The 14,173-nt window shown below is 59.7% G+C and carries 13 protein-coding genes; 7 read left to right on the forward strand and 6 right to left on the reverse strand.

Annotated elements, in window-relative coordinates; translation table 11 throughout:
* Nucleotides 1-152: 152 nt before the first annotated feature.
* Nucleotides 153-1,730, reverse strand: a complete 1,578-nt coding sequence (locus ACFFSY_RS34320; protein WP_377502992.1) for a sensor histidine kinase — start codon at nt 1,728-1,730, stop codon at nt 153-155.
* A 241-nt stretch (nt 1,731-1,971) separates the two neighbouring features.
* Here ACFFSY_RS34320 and ACFFSY_RS34325 point away from each other — a divergent pair, with 241 nt between their 5' ends.
* From ACFFSY_RS34325 to ACFFSY_RS34340, 4 genes are read left to right on the forward strand one after another with little or no spacing between them, the layout of a single operon-like run.
* Nucleotides 1,972-2,748 carry a 5-oxoprolinase subunit PxpA gene (locus tag ACFFSY_RS34325; RefSeq protein ID WP_377502994.1) on the forward strand — a complete coding sequence of 259 codons (777 nt, stop codon included), beginning with the start codon at nt 1,972-1,974 and terminating at the stop codon, nt 2,746-2,748.
* Nucleotides 2,742-3,503 carry a 5-oxoprolinase subunit PxpB gene (gene pxpB, locus ACFFSY_RS34330; protein ID WP_377502996.1) on the forward strand — a complete coding sequence of 254 codons (762 nt, stop codon included), beginning with the start codon at nt 2,742-2,744 and terminating at the stop codon, nt 3,501-3,503. Before ACFFSY_RS34325 ends, pxpB begins: the two co-directional genes overlap by 7 nt.
* On the forward strand, nt 3,500-4,642 hold the full coding sequence (locus ACFFSY_RS34335) for a 5-oxoprolinase subunit C family protein (RefSeq protein WP_377502998.1): 1,143 nt from the start codon (nt 3,500-3,502) through the stop codon (nt 4,640-4,642). Before pxpB ends, ACFFSY_RS34335 begins: the two co-directional genes overlap by 4 nt.
* Before the next feature lie 17 nt (nt 4,643-4,659).
* Nucleotides 4,660-5,397 carry an MBL fold metallo-hydrolase gene (locus ACFFSY_RS34340; protein WP_377502999.1) on the forward strand — a complete coding sequence of 246 codons (738 nt, stop codon included), beginning with the start codon at nt 4,660-4,662 and terminating at the stop codon, nt 5,395-5,397.
* A gap of 216 nt (nt 5,398-5,613) precedes the next feature.
* On the opposite strand, the gene ACFFSY_RS34345 is transcribed toward ACFFSY_RS34340, so the two are convergent.
* Both ACFFSY_RS34345 and ACFFSY_RS34350 read right to left on the reverse strand, forming a co-directional pair.
* The gene (locus tag ACFFSY_RS34345) at nt 5,614-6,690 is read right to left on the reverse strand and encodes a phosphodiester glycosidase family protein (RefSeq protein ID WP_377503001.1); all 1,077 of its coding nucleotides are present in this window, start codon (nt 6,688-6,690) and stop codon (nt 5,614-5,616) included.
* The gene (locus ACFFSY_RS34350; protein ID WP_377503002.1) at nt 6,687-7,112 is read right to left on the reverse strand and encodes a coiled-coil domain-containing protein; all 426 of its coding nucleotides are present in this window, start codon (nt 7,110-7,112) and stop codon (nt 6,687-6,689) included. Before ACFFSY_RS34350 ends, ACFFSY_RS34345 begins: the two co-directional genes overlap by 4 nt.
* Nucleotides 7,113-7,348: 236 nt before the next feature.
* Between ACFFSY_RS34350 and ACFFSY_RS34355 the strand changes: the two genes are divergently transcribed.
* Both ACFFSY_RS34355 and hisD read left to right on the forward strand, forming a co-directional pair.
* Nucleotides 7,349-7,879: a type 1 glutamine amidotransferase domain-containing protein gene (locus tag ACFFSY_RS34355; protein ID WP_377503003.1), complete on the forward strand. Its 531-nt coding sequence runs from the start codon at nt 7,349-7,351 to the stop codon at nt 7,877-7,879.
* A 385-nt stretch (nt 7,880-8,264) separates the two neighbouring features.
* Nucleotides 8,265-9,578, forward strand: a complete 1,314-nt coding sequence (gene hisD / locus ACFFSY_RS34360) for a histidinol dehydrogenase (protein ID WP_377503004.1) — start codon at nt 8,265-8,267, stop codon at nt 9,576-9,578.
* Nucleotides 9,579-9,806: 228 nt separating this feature from the next.
* On the opposite strand, the gene safA is transcribed toward hisD, so the two are convergent.
* On the reverse strand, nt 9,807-10,436 hold the full coding sequence (gene safA / locus ACFFSY_RS34365; protein ID WP_377503005.1) for a SafA/ExsA family spore coat assembly protein: 630 nt from the start codon (nt 10,434-10,436) through the stop codon (nt 9,807-9,809).
* Between the two features lie 268 nt (nt 10,437-10,704).
* Here safA and ggt point away from each other — a divergent pair, with 268 nt between their 5' ends.
* Nucleotides 10,705-12,303, forward strand: coding sequence for a gamma-glutamyltransferase (gene ggt, locus ACFFSY_RS34370; protein ID WP_377503007.1), 1,599 nt, complete (start codon nt 10,705-10,707; stop codon nt 12,301-12,303).
* 355 nt (nt 12,304-12,658) lie between these two features.
* Here ggt and ACFFSY_RS34375 read toward each other — a convergent pair whose 3' ends face one another.
* Nucleotides 12,659-12,838 (reverse strand): hypothetical protein, encoded by a 180-nt coding sequence (locus ACFFSY_RS34375; RefSeq protein ID WP_377503009.1) that lies wholly within the window; start codon nt 12,836-12,838, stop codon nt 12,659-12,661.
* Nucleotides 12,835-13,995 carry a DUF4062 domain-containing protein gene (locus tag ACFFSY_RS34380; protein WP_377503011.1) on the reverse strand — a complete coding sequence of 387 codons (1,161 nt, stop codon included), beginning with the start codon at nt 13,993-13,995 and terminating at the stop codon, nt 12,835-12,837. Before ACFFSY_RS34380 ends, ACFFSY_RS34375 begins: the two co-directional genes overlap by 4 nt.
* Between the last annotated feature and the right edge of the window lie 178 nt (nt 13,996-14,173).

Here is a 14,173-nt window from a genome sequence, read left to right on the forward strand (position 1 = left end):
GCGGAAAACAAAAAAAGATTCACATGCCGCAAAAGGTAACACAACTCGGATAACCTTTCGCAATATGTGAATCTGCCGACTCGTTAATATCGTGCTCTCATTATAGCATACCTTGCGAATTTATACAAACCAAGGCGAGTGGGATAATATCCTTACTCCCCATGCCCCCTCGGCAGCTCCACCGTAAACACCGTTCCGACGCCCAGCTTACTCCGCACCGTTAAGCTGCCGCCGTGGTCCTCGATGATTTTGCGGCAGATCGAGAGGCCAAGGCCGGTGCCGCGTTCCTTCGTCGTGTAGAACGGATCGAATATTTTGACCGCGTCGGCATTGGAGATGCCGCACCCGGTGTCTTCGATCTCGATCGTGACCTCGCCTGGCGAGATGCGCGTGCGGACGCCGATATGGCCGGGCTCGTCCATCGCTTCGATTGCGTTGCGAACCAGGTTCAGCAGCACCTGCACGATTTTGTCCCGGTCCATGAAGATGAGCACGCGGTCGTCGACCGGCTCCACGTCCAGCGTATGCCCTTTGGAGGTGACGGACGATTCGGTCAAATGGCGCACACGATCGATGCAGGCGGCGATCGGCTCCAGGCGCATGTTGCTGATGTGCGGCTTGGAGAACTGCAGAAATTCGCCGGTCAGCTCGCTCATGCGCGTAATCTCTTGCGTAATCACATCGAACCACCGCTCAATGTTGTAGCCGTGGGAGCGGGAGAGGTCGATGAATCCCCGCAGCGTCGTCAGCGGATTGCGGATTTCGTGCGCCATCCCGGCGGCCAGCTCCCCAACCGCTCGCAGCTTCTCCGAGCGGAAGAAGTCTTCCTCGTTCTTCAGCCATCGCTGCCGCTTCTTCTGGAACAGCCGCTCTTCCGCCGCGTTGACGAGCTCCTGCATCCGGGAAGCTTCATCGGGGAAGACCGCGAAGCTGTAGATCACCTCGTAGCCGAGCCGGTTCGACTCGAGCACCTGCCTGATGGCGACCAGCGGCTGCGCGGACTGCTGGATGAACAGCGCGAACCGGTCTCCCGCATAGCGGGCAATGAGGCTGGCATGCGCGAAATTCGCCTCCAGCGCCTGCGAGAAGGCAGGCAAAATCTCTTGCTTGTTGTCGATTGTCCCGATGCTGCGAAAGCCTTGCAAATCCAGCAGCAGCAGCGTATAGCGCTCGTCTTGGCGGGCGGTCAGCTCGCGCATGGCCTGCATCCAGCCCTCATAATTCAGCAATCCCGTAAGCGGATCGTGCGTAGACAGGTAGTCGTTGCGTTGGCGCAGCTGGCGCTTCTCCCGCTCGGCGGCGAACAAGTAGCGCATAAGCAAGATCAGCATGACGAACGAGACGATGTCGTAGAACGAGACGAGCAGGTTATACATCGTGTGCGGTTGGTAGGAGAGCCGAACGGCGGTGTAGCCAAGCGCATAGAACAGCGAGACGTTGAAGGTATACCCTCGTTTCGGGTAATCCAGCACCGCGAGCACCGTCAAGAGATAGTACAGAATCTGGGTCCAGTTCAATTGGCTGTTCCAATGGAAGAGCAGCAGCGCGAGCGACTGCAGGAAACAGGCGTACGGAATCCGCTTCTCAGCCAGGACGAGCCCAAGGAAAAGCGCGGCGGAGACGAAGAGGAGCGGCTCCGAAGCGCTCTTGCCCAATACGTTTGAAGAAATGGCGATAATGACCGTGAACATCGGTACAACGACGTAACGCGTATATCGAATTATGGGCATAGGGCATCTCCAATGGGCGAATGAAGGATGAATGTTCTTTTATTATACGAGGGCTTGGCCGGAAATGTTAGACAAAAAATGTTATCGGAATGTAAATTCGCCTACGCGGCGGTAGATTATCTGACATCCTTTGCTGTGCAGCGGCCGCAGGTAATCGTGTCACCCTCGGCGCACGCTTCCCTTCTCGCTTTGGGCATTGTTTAGTATGATAGGGACAGGAAAAAGGAGGTGCCGCGAACCGATGGCAGCGAGAACGGTGGACATGAACTGCGACCTGGGCGAAAGCTTCGGCGCATACCGAATCGGCATGGACGCGGAAATCATGCCCTATATTACGTCCGCGAATATCGCATGCGGATTCCACGCCGGAGACCCCGCGGTCATGCGGGCGACGGTCCGACTTGCGCTGCGGCACGGCGTCGGCATCGGCGCGCATCCGGGCTTGCAGGATTTGGCGGGCTTCGGCCGGCGCGCCATGCGCATCGCGGCCCAGGAGGCTTATGAATTAACGCTCTACCAGATCGGCGCGTTATGGGCGTTCGTGAAATCCGAAGGCGGGGTGCTGCGTCATGTGAAGCCGCATGGTGCCTTGTATAATATGGCGGCAGCGGATGCGGCCATAGCGGAGGGCATTGCAGAAGCGGTCTACCGGATGGATCCGGAGCTGATGCTGTTCGGGCTCGCAGGCAGCGAGCTGACCCGGGCGGCGGAGCGGCTCGGCCTTCGCGCGGTGAACGAGGTGTTCGCGGACCGGCGCTACGAAGCGGATGGCTCGCTGACGCCCAGACGCCTGGCGGAAGCGGTGATTCATGATGCGGAGGAAGCGTGCGAGCAGGCGGTTCGGATGGCCACAGGTTGCAGCGTCGTCACCCGTCAAGGAACGGTGCTCGACGTCCAAGCGGACACGATTTGCATCCACGGCGATACGCCTGGCGCGCTTGGGTATGCGACGAAGCTTCGTGCTGCGCTCGAATCGGCGGGGATCGGCATCGCGATGGCGGGGGGCGGCGGATGCTGACGGAGCGGGAGAATGCCGATCTGGCAGCGTCTGGTATCCGTCTGGAGCCGCTCGGCGATTCGGCGGCGATCGTCCGGTTCGGCGAGGCGATTGATCCGGCGGTGCACCGCAAGGTGATCGGTCTTGCGAGTCGGCTGGAGCGCGCGCCCATTCCTGGCATGACGGATATCGTGCCGTCGTTCGCGAGCTTGACGGTGCATTACGATCCAATCTCGCTGCACGCGCAGTTCGGGGCGGCCGTGCGAGAAGCGGGCGGTGGCTTCGGTTATGTCAGCCGCTGCTTGGCCGAGCGGCTTCAAGGGAGCGGGGACGAGGTGCATGCTGCGGCGCGAATCGTCGACATCCCCGTCTGCTATGGCGGGGATCTGGGGCCGGATCTTGGCGAGGTGGCGTCGCATAACGGCTTGTCCGAAGAGGATGTCATCGCGATTCATGCATCCGGCGACTACACGGTATACATGATCGGCTTCGCGCCCGGATTTCCGTATTTGGGCGGGTTGTCTGCGCGCATCGCCACGCCCCGACGGACAACGCCTAGGCTTGCGATACCAGCGGGAAGCGTCGCGATCGGCGGCGGACAGACGGGCGTCTACCCGCTTGCAACGCCGGGTGGCTGGCGCATTATCGGGCGCACGCCGATCCGGCTGTTTCGGCCGGAGGAGGCGGCTCCGAGCTTCCTGCGCGCAGGCGACCGCGTGCGGTTCTCTCCGATGACGCGAGAGGCGTACGACCGCTGCGAGGAGGTGCGGACATGAGCGTGCAGGTCATCCGGCCAGGGCTGATGACGACGGTGCAGGATCTGGGCCGGCCGGGGTTGCAGCGATTCGGCATGACGCCGGGTGGCGCTATGGATACGCTGGCCATGCGAATAGCGAATATGCTAACAGGGAACAACGAGTGGGAAGCGGTACTCGAGGCGACGATGATTGGTCCGCAGCTGGTATTCGAGCGCGATGCGCTAATCGCGATCACCGGCGGGGACTTGTCGCCGGCGATCGACGGCGAGCCCGCGCCGATGAATCGCCCGCTATGCGTAAGCGCGGGCAGCATGCTCGCGTTCGGCCAACCGCGTCGGGGGTGCCGGGCATACGTGGCCATCGCCGGGGGGCTGGGCGTTCCGGTAGTCATGGGCAGCCGGAGCACGTACATCCGGGCCGGGCTTGGCGGCTATGAAGGACGGGCGCTGCAGGCGGGCGACCGGCTTACGCTCCGTACGTCCGAGGGCCTTGGCTTCCGCATGGCATTGCATGATAGACAAGCGCTTGCAACCGGTCGGTCGTTCGTCGCATCGCCATGGTCGGCCGCCGAGCTGCATCCGTGGGAGCGGTTTATAAGCGCGGCGGGCGATGCGCAGGCGGAGCGTACTCGGGGGTTGGCGATCCCGGATACGGGTTCGCCGTCCGGCGAGCGAAGTGGCGGAGAGCAGCACTTGGCTGCGGGAAGCGCAAGCGACGCCCGGCGTCCCGTGACCGCCATCGTGCGTGTCCTGCCAGGGACGCACGAAGCGCTATTCGACGAAGAGAGCGTGCGGGCATTCTTCGGCGAAGCATTCGCGGTCGCGCCGCAATCCGACCGGATGGGCTATCGGCTGTCCGGAGCCCGGTTATCGCTTCGGCGGTCGGTGGAGCTGCTCTCCGAAGCCGTCGCCTTCGGCACGGTGCAGGTGCCGCCGGACGGCAACCCGATCGTGCTGATGGCGGACCGGCAGACGACGGGAGGCTATCCGCGCATCGCGCAAGTCGCGAGCGTGGATCTGCCTCTGCTGGCGCAGTTGAAGCCGGGCGATTGGGTCGTGTTCGAGGCGGCGACCGCCGGCGAAGCGGAACGGCTGCTGCTCGCGCGCGAACGCGATCTCGCGCAATTGCGGACGGGAATCCGGTTGAAGTTCAAATAGAGAGGCGGAAGATGAGGATGAACGTCACGGTACTTGGACCTTGGGGTGCTTTTCCGAAGGCGGGAGAGGCGACGGCTGGGTATTTGCTCGAGACGAGCGGAGGCCGACGCTATTTGGTCGATTGCGGTAGCGGCGTCCTGTCCGCGCTGCAGCGGCTTATCCCGCTGCATGCGCTGGATGGGGCGTTTATATCGCACCGCCATTACGATCATACAGCCGACCTCGGCTGTCTGCAGTACGGCTGTCTCATCGAATCGGACCTCGCGCTGCGCGCGCGAAATTTGCCGATCTATTTCGCGGGCGAATCCGAATCGGAGATCGCGTACAAGTCGATGAAAGGGTCGGTCGTTTATCCGGTCGGAGCCGGCCGTAAGCTGAAGCTGGATGACTTGACGGTGACCTTCTTCAAGACCTATCACGGCGTCTATTGCTTGGGCATGGTCTTCGAATCGGGCGGGCGGAAGCTGGTGTATACGGCCGACACGACGTTCGACGAGCGGCTCATCCCGCACTGCGAAGGGGCGGACGTGTTGATCGCGGAGACGTCCTTCTATGCCGATATGGAAGCGGCGCAATACGGTCACATGAATGCGGCCGAAGTCGCCAGACTTGCGAGGGAAGCAGGCGCGCGCAAGCTCGTGCTGACGCATCTGCCGCATTTCGGGGAGCTATCGAAGCTGGCGGAAGAAGCGGCGGCGGGGTTCGAAGGGGAGATTGTGATGGCGGAGTGCGGGCTTGAGCTAAGACTCGACTAAGGGCGAAATCCGCTCGGCGAGATGTTGGGGCCATCCGTCTGCGTCCCCATTGCGCGAAGTAGGCCGCAGTCGCGCGAACAATGCACGGGGCGCAAGCAAGCACTCGCGAATACAAAATGGGAGTCGACGTTACGTGGCGCTCGCAGCACTCGCCAAAACAAAAACAGCCGGTTGTCCCTCGCGGGCAACCGGCTGTTCGTATGCCGTCCGATTCGATTAGTCGAAGAATAAAAAGTGCGTCGGCAGCAGCCGCAGCTGGCCGTCCGATGGATGATTGACGATCCGCCCGTCGAAGACGAGCGACGAGGAGCCGCCGCCGTCGAGGTTGTAGCCGTCGATGACCCCGAAGCGGCTGAGCAGCAGCTGCATTTCGAACAGCGTCGCGCCGGAGCCGCCGTTCTCGTTGTAACCATCGACGACGAGGAACAGCAGCTGATTGTCTTTATAATTGCCGATGACCGTGCGAGGCGCTCGAGACGGGCTCGTCTGCCACTTGGCCGGGATTGGCTGGATGACCCGGTTCTTCATGAGCACCGGGACGAAAGAAGCCCCGAACTTCGGCTGCAGCCGGTCGAGCTGCGCCTGGCTGGCGAATTTGCCGCCGACGAGCTTCAGCTCGTCATTCAGCCCGACGAAGAACAAGTCCTTGCGCGTCGGCTCGAAGCTGCCGGCGTATTCGCCGTTCACCATCGTCGTGCCGAGCGGGTAGCGCTTGCTGCCGCTGTCCGCGAAGCCGCCTGCGTTGACGCCGGCGATCGCTTTGTAGCGCCGGACCGCCGCGAGCGTCGTCTCCGCGCCGCCGAGCTTATCCTTGCCGAGCACCATCCGCATCGCTTCGGGGCTCTTGAGCTTCACTTTGAGCGCGTAGCCGTTGAAGTTCTGGGCATGAATCGCGAATAGCTGCGCCGTAATATTACCGGATTGTATCGTCTTCGACGGAGCGCCGATCTTGCGCGTAATGCGCCGATCGTAGATGAGCGCGGGTCTGCCCGCTTGAGCGGCGGTCGTCTTGGCGATCGCATTCATGCTTTCGTTCGTTTTCGTATATAGCTGCACCGTGCGCTTAATGGACTGCGCCGTCTGAATCGCGGTTTGCTTCGCGGTGTCGAGCGAGCCGATGAGCGCCTGCGTAGACTCTGGCGCCAAGGCCGACGGACCTTCGGGTGCGGACGGGTGCGCGCTGCCAGGCAGCGTGACGGACACCTGCGCGAGCATCAGCCACAGCAGCACCCCGAAGAACGGGCCGGTGACGAGCAGGCCGAACCGGTTCAGTTGCTTGACGGTAATGTTCATTTCAGCAAATCCAGCTCTTTCTTCAGCTGATCCAGCTGTTTCTTCACGTCGCTCAGCTGCGTGTACAGCTTGTTGCTGTTGTCCGTCTTGGAGCTCATGTTGTCCTTGGAGAACTGGAGCAGCTCGTTGAGCGCATCGACCTTGCCCTGCAGCTTGGTCAAATCGTCCTTGTACTGCGTCGTAAGCGCGGTCAGCTTGGCGTCGTACTGCTGCTGCATCGTCGTAATCTGGCTGGACGTCTGCGCGCCGACGTCATGGGCGATATCGGCTTTGATTTTGCCCGTGTACCAGATCGCGCCCAGAATGCCGGTGCCGATCAGCAGCACCCAGACAAGCAGAAACGCGAGCGGCGACGGGCCGGCCTTACGTTTGGTTTTGCGCTCCATCATCGCGTGCGGAGCGGTTTGATACTCGGTATTCATCTTGCATCTCTCCTCCTGCCTGTTCTTTAGACGAATCTAGGCTGGTTTTGTTTCAGGACGGCTAGTAGGAAAGTACATTGTATCATAGATTGCTAGAAAGATTTAGACTTGCGCGCTAGATTTTCAAAAATTTGTCAAGAAAAACTGTTTCCCCGCCGAGCGGATGTGGTAATACAGCATAAGCAGCCTGACAGTAGGGCGCTAACTTTTGAGATTGACGAAAGGAAGTGGACCGCATGACAGGGCAGCCGAAGAAGGTCGCATTTCTGCTAGCGCATGATTTCGAAGATTCCGAGATGAAGAATCCATACGAGGCCATCACGAAGAACGGCCATGAAGCCGTTATTATCGGGCTGGAGAAGAATACCGAGTTGAAGGGGAAAAACGGCACCGCCTATACGTCCCATTTGGGCATCGGAGAGGCGAAGGCCGATGATTATTCGGCGCTCATTATTCCGGGTGGGCATTCGCCGGAGAAGCTGATGAACGATGAGCGGGTGCTGGATTTCGTCCGCGAGGCGGACAAGCAGGGCATCACGATTGCGGCGATCTGCCACGGGCCGCTGCTCCTCGAGAAAGCGGGGCTCATCCAAGGGCGTAACATTACCGCTTACCCGGAGCTGCACGCGGAGCTGAACGACGCCGGGGCGCGGTTCATCGACAAGCAGGTCGTCGTCGACCGCAACTGGATTACGTCGCGCACGCCGGACGACGAGCCGTTCTTTATTGAAGAGACGATCAACGCGCTGGGCGTCAACGCTTACTAACCGATGAGTGGATGGCTAGACGCTCCGTTCGCATATAACGTAAAAAACGGTCAGACAGGTGCACAGCCTGTCTGACCGTTTTTTTGCGTGTACGCCTAGCATAGGTGTTATCTCGGGGGTGGCGTGCCCAGAGGCACACATCTTCTTGCCGGTGAAAGTCCGGTCATAGGAGAGGCCAGCCCCGTGTAGCTAGGATGAAGTAAATGCAGGGGCGGAGGAATGCGAGGAGCCTATTTTCGAATCTTCTGTTCTATTCGGACCTTCCCTTGATGACGCCGTTCACATCCGGTAAGAATAACTTTACTGAAATAATAAGGACTTCTATAATATACTAAAAAAGTAATATGGTACATGCTATTGATTTTTCCGGGATTGGAGAATGAAGATGAGAAGTCAAACTATTACCTATCGTTTGCCGGAACAGCAAGAAGCGCTGATTCAGCGTTTCCAGAAGCACAAAACGTTGTTTAACCGTGAGCTGATGAACGACATTCTGGCGATATTCAACGAAGTCGGCTTAAACGGCGATGAGGCTGTGAAGCGTTTTACGCAGCAGTTTGATCAGGTCTCGCTCGATACGATTGTGCTTGCCGACGCGTTTGTCCAAGAATGTATCGATTCGCTTGCACCAGACCTGCGCGCAGCAATCGATCGGGCCATACATAATGTACGGGAAGTCAATTTGGCCAAGATCCCGCAATCGTGGACGCAAGAAATAAGACCGGGTACGATTATTGGCGAGCATGTCCATCCATTGGATGCTGTTGGATTGTGGATTCCGGCCCGGAAGGGTCCGCTGGTGTCTACCGCCATCATGCTAGTGGCCGCGGCCAAAGCGGCAGGCGTAAAAAAAATCGTCGTAGGCATGCCGCCGCTTCAAGATTCGTACGGCGATCCTGGCACCATTGCAGCGGCCAAGCTTGCCGGCGCCGATCTGTTCGTTGTCGGGAACGGCGTGTCGGTGATCGCCGGGTTTGCGCAAGGGACGGCGTCGATCCCGGAGGTCGACGGGATTTTCGGCCCTGGACCTGGCGGAATAGCCGCCTCCATGGGGGTGGCCATGACCTTTGGCAAGAAGAGCGTATTAGGAATCGGTCCGACAGAATGTGTCGTGTTTGCCGATGAAACCGCCGATCCATGGCGCACCGCGCATGATTTGATTAATGAAGCCGAACATGGCCCGGATTCGACGTCTGTGCTGGTCACCACTTCGGCCCGTTTCGCGGAGCGGGTGGAAGCGGCTCTGTGGCAATGTATCGACGAAATCGACGGCGTGAGACGTCAATATTTGCAATCCGTATTCGATTCCGCCGGCAAAGGCGCCATCGTCGTGACGGCCAGTCTGGAGCAGGCTGCCGAGTTTATCAATTGGTTTGCCCCGGAGCATCTGATGGTCGTGTGCAGCGAACAGAACGAAGCGCGATTTGTAGAGCTGATTCATAATGCCGGCGAGATTTTGATCGGCCCGGACACGCCGTTCTCGGCTGCCAATTACGGGATCGGGATTACCGCCGTGCTGCCTACAAACCATTTCGCCAGAACATTCTCCGGCGTAACGGCGAAGGACATGGTCAAATTTTCGACCATCGGCAAACTAAGCAATCAAGCGCTTCGGGAGATTTATCCCATCATAAAGGAACTGGGCGAGTACGAGAGTCTTCCGGCTCACGTGAGGGCTGCACAAATTCGTGTCGAATAGCGGAAAAGAGAGTTCTAGGGAGGGGTCGTCTCAAAAAGGGTTGATGAAAATCTTCTAACTTGCAAACAGGCCTCCTCTTTACGAAAAAATGGCGTTACAGGGTCTTATCTCTGTAACGCCATTTGCCATTTTCGGTCCAATGCGGCTTCCTTCGGCAATGATGAGCGAGCGAAAGCCATCTGATTCCAGCCGCGCCCACTACTCGATTGTTCATGCGAGCTGCGGCGTTTACGGTTTGATGAACATTTGCGTCCAATACACGCGCATGCTGCCGCCGGTGCAGTAGCCGACGCCGATCTCGGTGAAATTCGGGCTGAGAATGTTTGCTCTGTGCCCCGGGCTGTTCATCCAGGACGTCATGACCGCCTGCGCTGTCGCCTGGCCGGCCGCGATGTTCTCCCCGGCGTAGGAATAGCCGATGCGGAACGCCTTCATCATATCGAACGGGGAGCCGTATGTCGGCGAGTTGTGCGAGAAGTAGACTTTATCGCGCATATCCTCGGATTTGAAGCGGGCGACCCGGGAGAGCTGCCAATTCAGCGAGAGCGGGTTCAATCCGGCTTTGGCGCGCTCGGCGTTGACGAGCTTGGCGACCTGCGCCTCGACCGATTTGGTCGCGGTGAGCAGCGGGATCGTCAGCTTCTGGCCAGGGTAGATGAGCGCCGGATTCGGGATTTGCGGGTTGGCCTGAATGATCTCCGACAAGCCGATTTGGTACCGGACGGAGATATACCACATCGTATCGCCGGGCTTGACGGTATACGTGTCCGTATCCGCCGCGAGGGCGACGCCGGATGCGGCCGGTAACGCGGCGGCCGAGCCGAAAGTCAGCAGCGCCGCGAGCAGTAGTTTTTTCATGGGCAAGCTCCTCTTCGTGGACTTCGTTCCACGCCCTAATATGTGCAATCGGAGGTGGCCTTATCCGTTTCCTCCAGATGTTCGGCGATGCCCGCCTTCGCGATGTTCGTGTGCACGGAGAACAAAATAACGAATTGACGTTAGAATAACTGACAAAAAGGTCCCCGTGCGGTTGCTGGTCCGAACCTTGACGCACTACAATGAGAGCACTTATTCAGCGTTAAGCATGCGGCGTGCGCCGCTGCCGCTCGCCTCAGGAGGGGACCATATGCAAAATAGGATGCCGAAAGTGTACGGGGCCATGGTAGCGACGCCTCATTATTTGGCCAGTTCGGTGGGCGCGCAGGTGCTGCGGCAGGGCGGGAATGCTTTCGATGCGGCTGTGGCGATCAGCGCGGCGCTGGCCGTCGTGTATCCGCATATGACGGGACTTGGCGGCGACGCGTTCTTCATGTCCTATCATGCGGATACGAGGCAGTTCGAAGGTTATAACGGCAGCGGCCGGTCCGCGGGACTGGCTCGCGTCGAGTATTATACGTCGCGCGGCATGACCGGCATTCCTAAGCGCGGGGCCGAGAGCGCCATTACGGTGCCGGGCATGGTCGATGCCTGGTGGAGCGTGTGGAGCCGGTACGGCAAGCTGCCGTGGGCGGATCTGCTCGCGCCGGCCATCGATTACGCGGAGAAGGGGTTCCCGGTATCGCGGCATCTGAGGGAGTGGATCGTGAAGGACGAAGGACTCATTCGCGCGCACCCGCCGCTTGCCCGGCTGTACGTGACGGGGGACGGCGAATTACTCGGTGAAGGGGAGCGGCTGCTCCAGCCGGAGCTGGCGGCGACGCTTCGCCTCGTGCAGAGCGGCGGACGTGACGCGTTCTACGCGAGCGACTTCACGGCGCGCATGGCGGAGGAGATTGAGCGAGCTGGCGGCCTGCTGCGCGCTGCGGATTTCCACGAGCATGCAGGTGAGTGGGTCACGCCGCTGTCCGTGTCCTACCGGGGGTATGAGCTGTACCAGATGCCGCCGAATTCGCAAGGCTTCTCCCTGCTGCTCATGATGAATATGCTGGAGAACACGGAGCTCTCGCGCGTTCCGCGCCATTCAGCCGATTTCTACCATCTGGCGGCCGAGGCGGTGAAGAAGGCGTTCCGCGAGCGGGACGCGGTGCTGACCGATCCCGATTACTACGCGATCCCGATGGGGCGTCTATTATCGAAGGATTTCGCGCGCGGGTTATGGGACGAGATCGCCGAAGCTTGGCCGACGCCGGCGCCGTTCCTCTCGAACGCGATGGGGCAGGATACCGCTTATGCGGCCGTGGTGGACGAAGAGGGCAATGCGGTTTCGTTCATCCAAAGCCTGTATTTCGACTTCGGCGCGGCGTACATGCCCGGAGATACGGGCGTTCTTCTGCAAAATCGGGGATCGTTCTTCAGCCTCGATCCGCTGTCGCCGAACGTGCTGGCCCCGCGCAAGCGCTCCTTCCATACGCTCATGCCGGCCATGGTCGCGCGCGGTGGCAAGCCGTGCTTGCTCTACGGCACGCAGGGCGGGGAAGGCCAGCCGCAGACGCAGCTGTCCGTCGTCACCGGCGTGCTCGATTACGGTCTTACGATCCAGGAGGCGATCGGGCTGCCTCGCTGGATTTACGGTCGCACGTGGGGCGAGGACAGCGACACGCTGAAGCTCGAGAGCCGGTGCGGCGAAGAGACGGCGGAGCGGCTGCGGGCGATGGGCCACCAGGTCGAGGTGTTGGATGCCTGGGATGGGCGGACGGGACAGTCGCAGGGCATCGCGATCGGCGAGGACGGCGTCATCAGCGGCGCCGCCGACCCGCGCAGCGACGGCTCGGTGATCGGTTGGTAGCGGGAGCGCGGGCAGCGACCATGGCGCAGCCCAGTTCGTCATGAAGCGGTGCTCGATAAAAAACGGCTTCGCTTCCCGAACGACGGGATAGGAAGCCGTTTTTGTAATTCGTTTAGGAAATGATGCAAACGTCCATGTTTAGGATAATAACTTCTACGGGAGCAGCCTATACGGATGAAGCTTTGTCCGTAAGGACAAGAGCGTGCCAGCTCGAAGCAACCCGCCACCCGCGAATGAACGTAAAAGGACGAAAAGGGAGTCCAGAGGGCAAAGTCCTCTGGTTCCCCTTGGCGGAGGGGGAAGGGGGAGGGAGAATGGGGAGATGAAGGGGCGAAGCCCTTTGTTCATCGATCGGTTACCGCCGCGCCGCCAGCGCGAAACGTTCGCGCATCAGCTCGCTGTCGCGCTTCCAGCGGGCGCGGTCTTCTTGGATCGCCTGCGCGGCCTGCTTGGAGGGAGCGAATAACAGCGCGTCTTTGGGCTGCGCGCCGACGGCAAGCGATACTTTGCCTTCCTTCAGGACGAATACGCTCATGACTGCAAGCCTCCTAAGACCATTTTGATAAATTCGATCATGTACGGATTTTTATTGATTATACCATCGATTACACTCTCTTGGTAGAGCATGAAGCGCTCCGCGCTCCAGGTCGGGCCGGACGGAATATGGAGGGTGAGCACGTAACGTCCGCTGCGGATGCAGCAGTAGAACATTCGCTTGGCGTCGGTGAAGTAGACCGCTTGCGCGCCGTCGCCCATATTGTACGTCAGCACGACGTAGGAATCCTTCCGGCTCAGCGAATAAAAGGCCGGTCCAGCTTCGGAGCCGGAGCCGCCTGCGTACAGCAGTCGGTTCTGGTCGTCGTCGTACCGGTAGAGCGTGGCGGCGACGCACGCCTCGTACGTGCCGGCCGTCTCGGTCATGAAGCCGCCGTATCGGTGCTCGATCCGTCCGCCGTCCATCCGCTTCACGATGCCGCGCAGGAAGACGGTCCAATCGGCCAGCGGCGGCATCGACAGCAGCGGCACAATGTCCGATACGGTCTGGAACGCCTCGTCGAGCAGCTCGACCCGCCGCTGGTTGGCCAGGAAGGAGCTCTCCATCGGAAGCAATAAAGTCCCCCGCCGCAGCAAATCGCTCAAATACGTGCGCCAGTCGATCGGCACGCCATGCCTCAAATCATCCACGAACACGCCTCGCGACATCATGTCGTGCAGGAAGAACCATACATACGGGTCGATATGCTTGGGCAAATCGTCGTGACCGGCGAGCATCGCCAGCAGCTCCTCCGGCTCCGGGTAACGCCGCGCTTCCAGCTTCATATGCTCGCGGTAGGCGTCGATGCGAGGCTTGGCTTTGCCAAAAAAGAGCGCTTTCACTTCGATGTCCGCGAAAACGAGCACCGTTTTCCCTTTGTCGCACGCTTTGATGAACTCCAGATGCGTCACCGTGCGTTTGGCGTCGGGATAGTATGTTCCGGCTTTGGCCGCAATAAATAATAAATAAATATCCGATTGCTCGACGGCCTCCAAGCACTTGACGACCGGATTGACGTGCATCGGCCAGGGCCCGAGGTTCTCCTCCCACATGAGCGGTTCGTGCCCGAGCCCCTGCAGCTCGCGGAACGTATGCTGGCGAAGCGGCCGGAGGCCGTCTTCATTGACCGAGCTTAGGAAGATTTTCGTTTTCGGCAAGCGCAGCACTCCCGTTTCCAAATGAAGGTAGATCTATTATAGCGCACGGCGAATGGCTTGACTGTGAAACCAGAGGCTCAATTTGAGATTTTGTGAAAATACAAGAATGTATAAGTTTGACGTTTATTCAGCCATCTTGTATTTCTCCGGAACGTAACGTGCACCGCCGAAAAAGGCG

The organism is Paenibacillus aurantiacus (genome assembly GCF_042431225.1).
GTDB classification, from domain to species: Bacteria; Bacillota; Bacilli; order Paenibacillales; family Paenibacillaceae; genus Paenibacillus_Z; species Paenibacillus_Z aurantiacus.

Bases quoted from the DNA above. Each gene is read 5' to 3' on its own strand.
- ACFFSY_RS34320 (WP_377502992.1), bottom strand. From the start codon at position 1,730: ATGCCCATAATTCGATATACGCGTTACGTCGTTGTACCGATGTTCACG.
- ACFFSY_RS34325 (WP_377502994.1), top strand. From the start codon at position 1,972: ATGGCAGCGAGAACGGTGGACATGAACTGCGACCTGGGCGAAAGCTTC.
- pxpB (WP_377502996.1), top strand. From the start codon at position 2,742: ATGCTGACGGAGCGGGAGAATGCCGATCTGGCAGCGTCTGGTATCCGT.
- ACFFSY_RS34335 (WP_377502998.1), top strand. From the start codon at position 3,500: ATGAGCGTGCAGGTCATCCGGCCAGGGCTGATGACGACGGTGCAGGAT.
- ACFFSY_RS34340 (WP_377502999.1), top strand. From the start codon at position 4,660: ATGAACGTCACGGTACTTGGACCTTGGGGTGCTTTTCCGAAGGCGGGA.
- ACFFSY_RS34345 (WP_377503001.1), bottom strand. From the start codon at position 6,690: ATGAACATTACCGTCAAGCAACTGAACCGGTTCGGCCTGCTCGTCACC.
- ACFFSY_RS34350 (WP_377503002.1), bottom strand. From the start codon at position 7,112: ATGAATACCGAGTATCAAACCGCTCCGCACGCGATGATGGAGCGCAAA.
- ACFFSY_RS34355 (WP_377503003.1), top strand. From the start codon at position 7,349: ATGACAGGGCAGCCGAAGAAGGTCGCATTTCTGCTAGCGCATGATTTC.
- hisD (WP_377503004.1), top strand. From the start codon at position 8,265: ATGAGAAGTCAAACTATTACCTATCGTTTGCCGGAACAGCAAGAAGCG.
- safA (WP_377503005.1), bottom strand. From the start codon at position 10,436: ATGAAAAAACTACTGCTCGCGGCGCTGCTGACTTTCGGCTCGGCCGCC.
- ggt (WP_377503007.1), top strand. From the start codon at position 10,705: ATGCAAAATAGGATGCCGAAAGTGTACGGGGCCATGGTAGCGACGCCT.
- ACFFSY_RS34375 (WP_377503009.1), bottom strand. From the start codon at position 12,838: ATGAGCGTATTCGTCCTGAAGGAAGGCAAAGTATCGCTTGCCGTCGGC.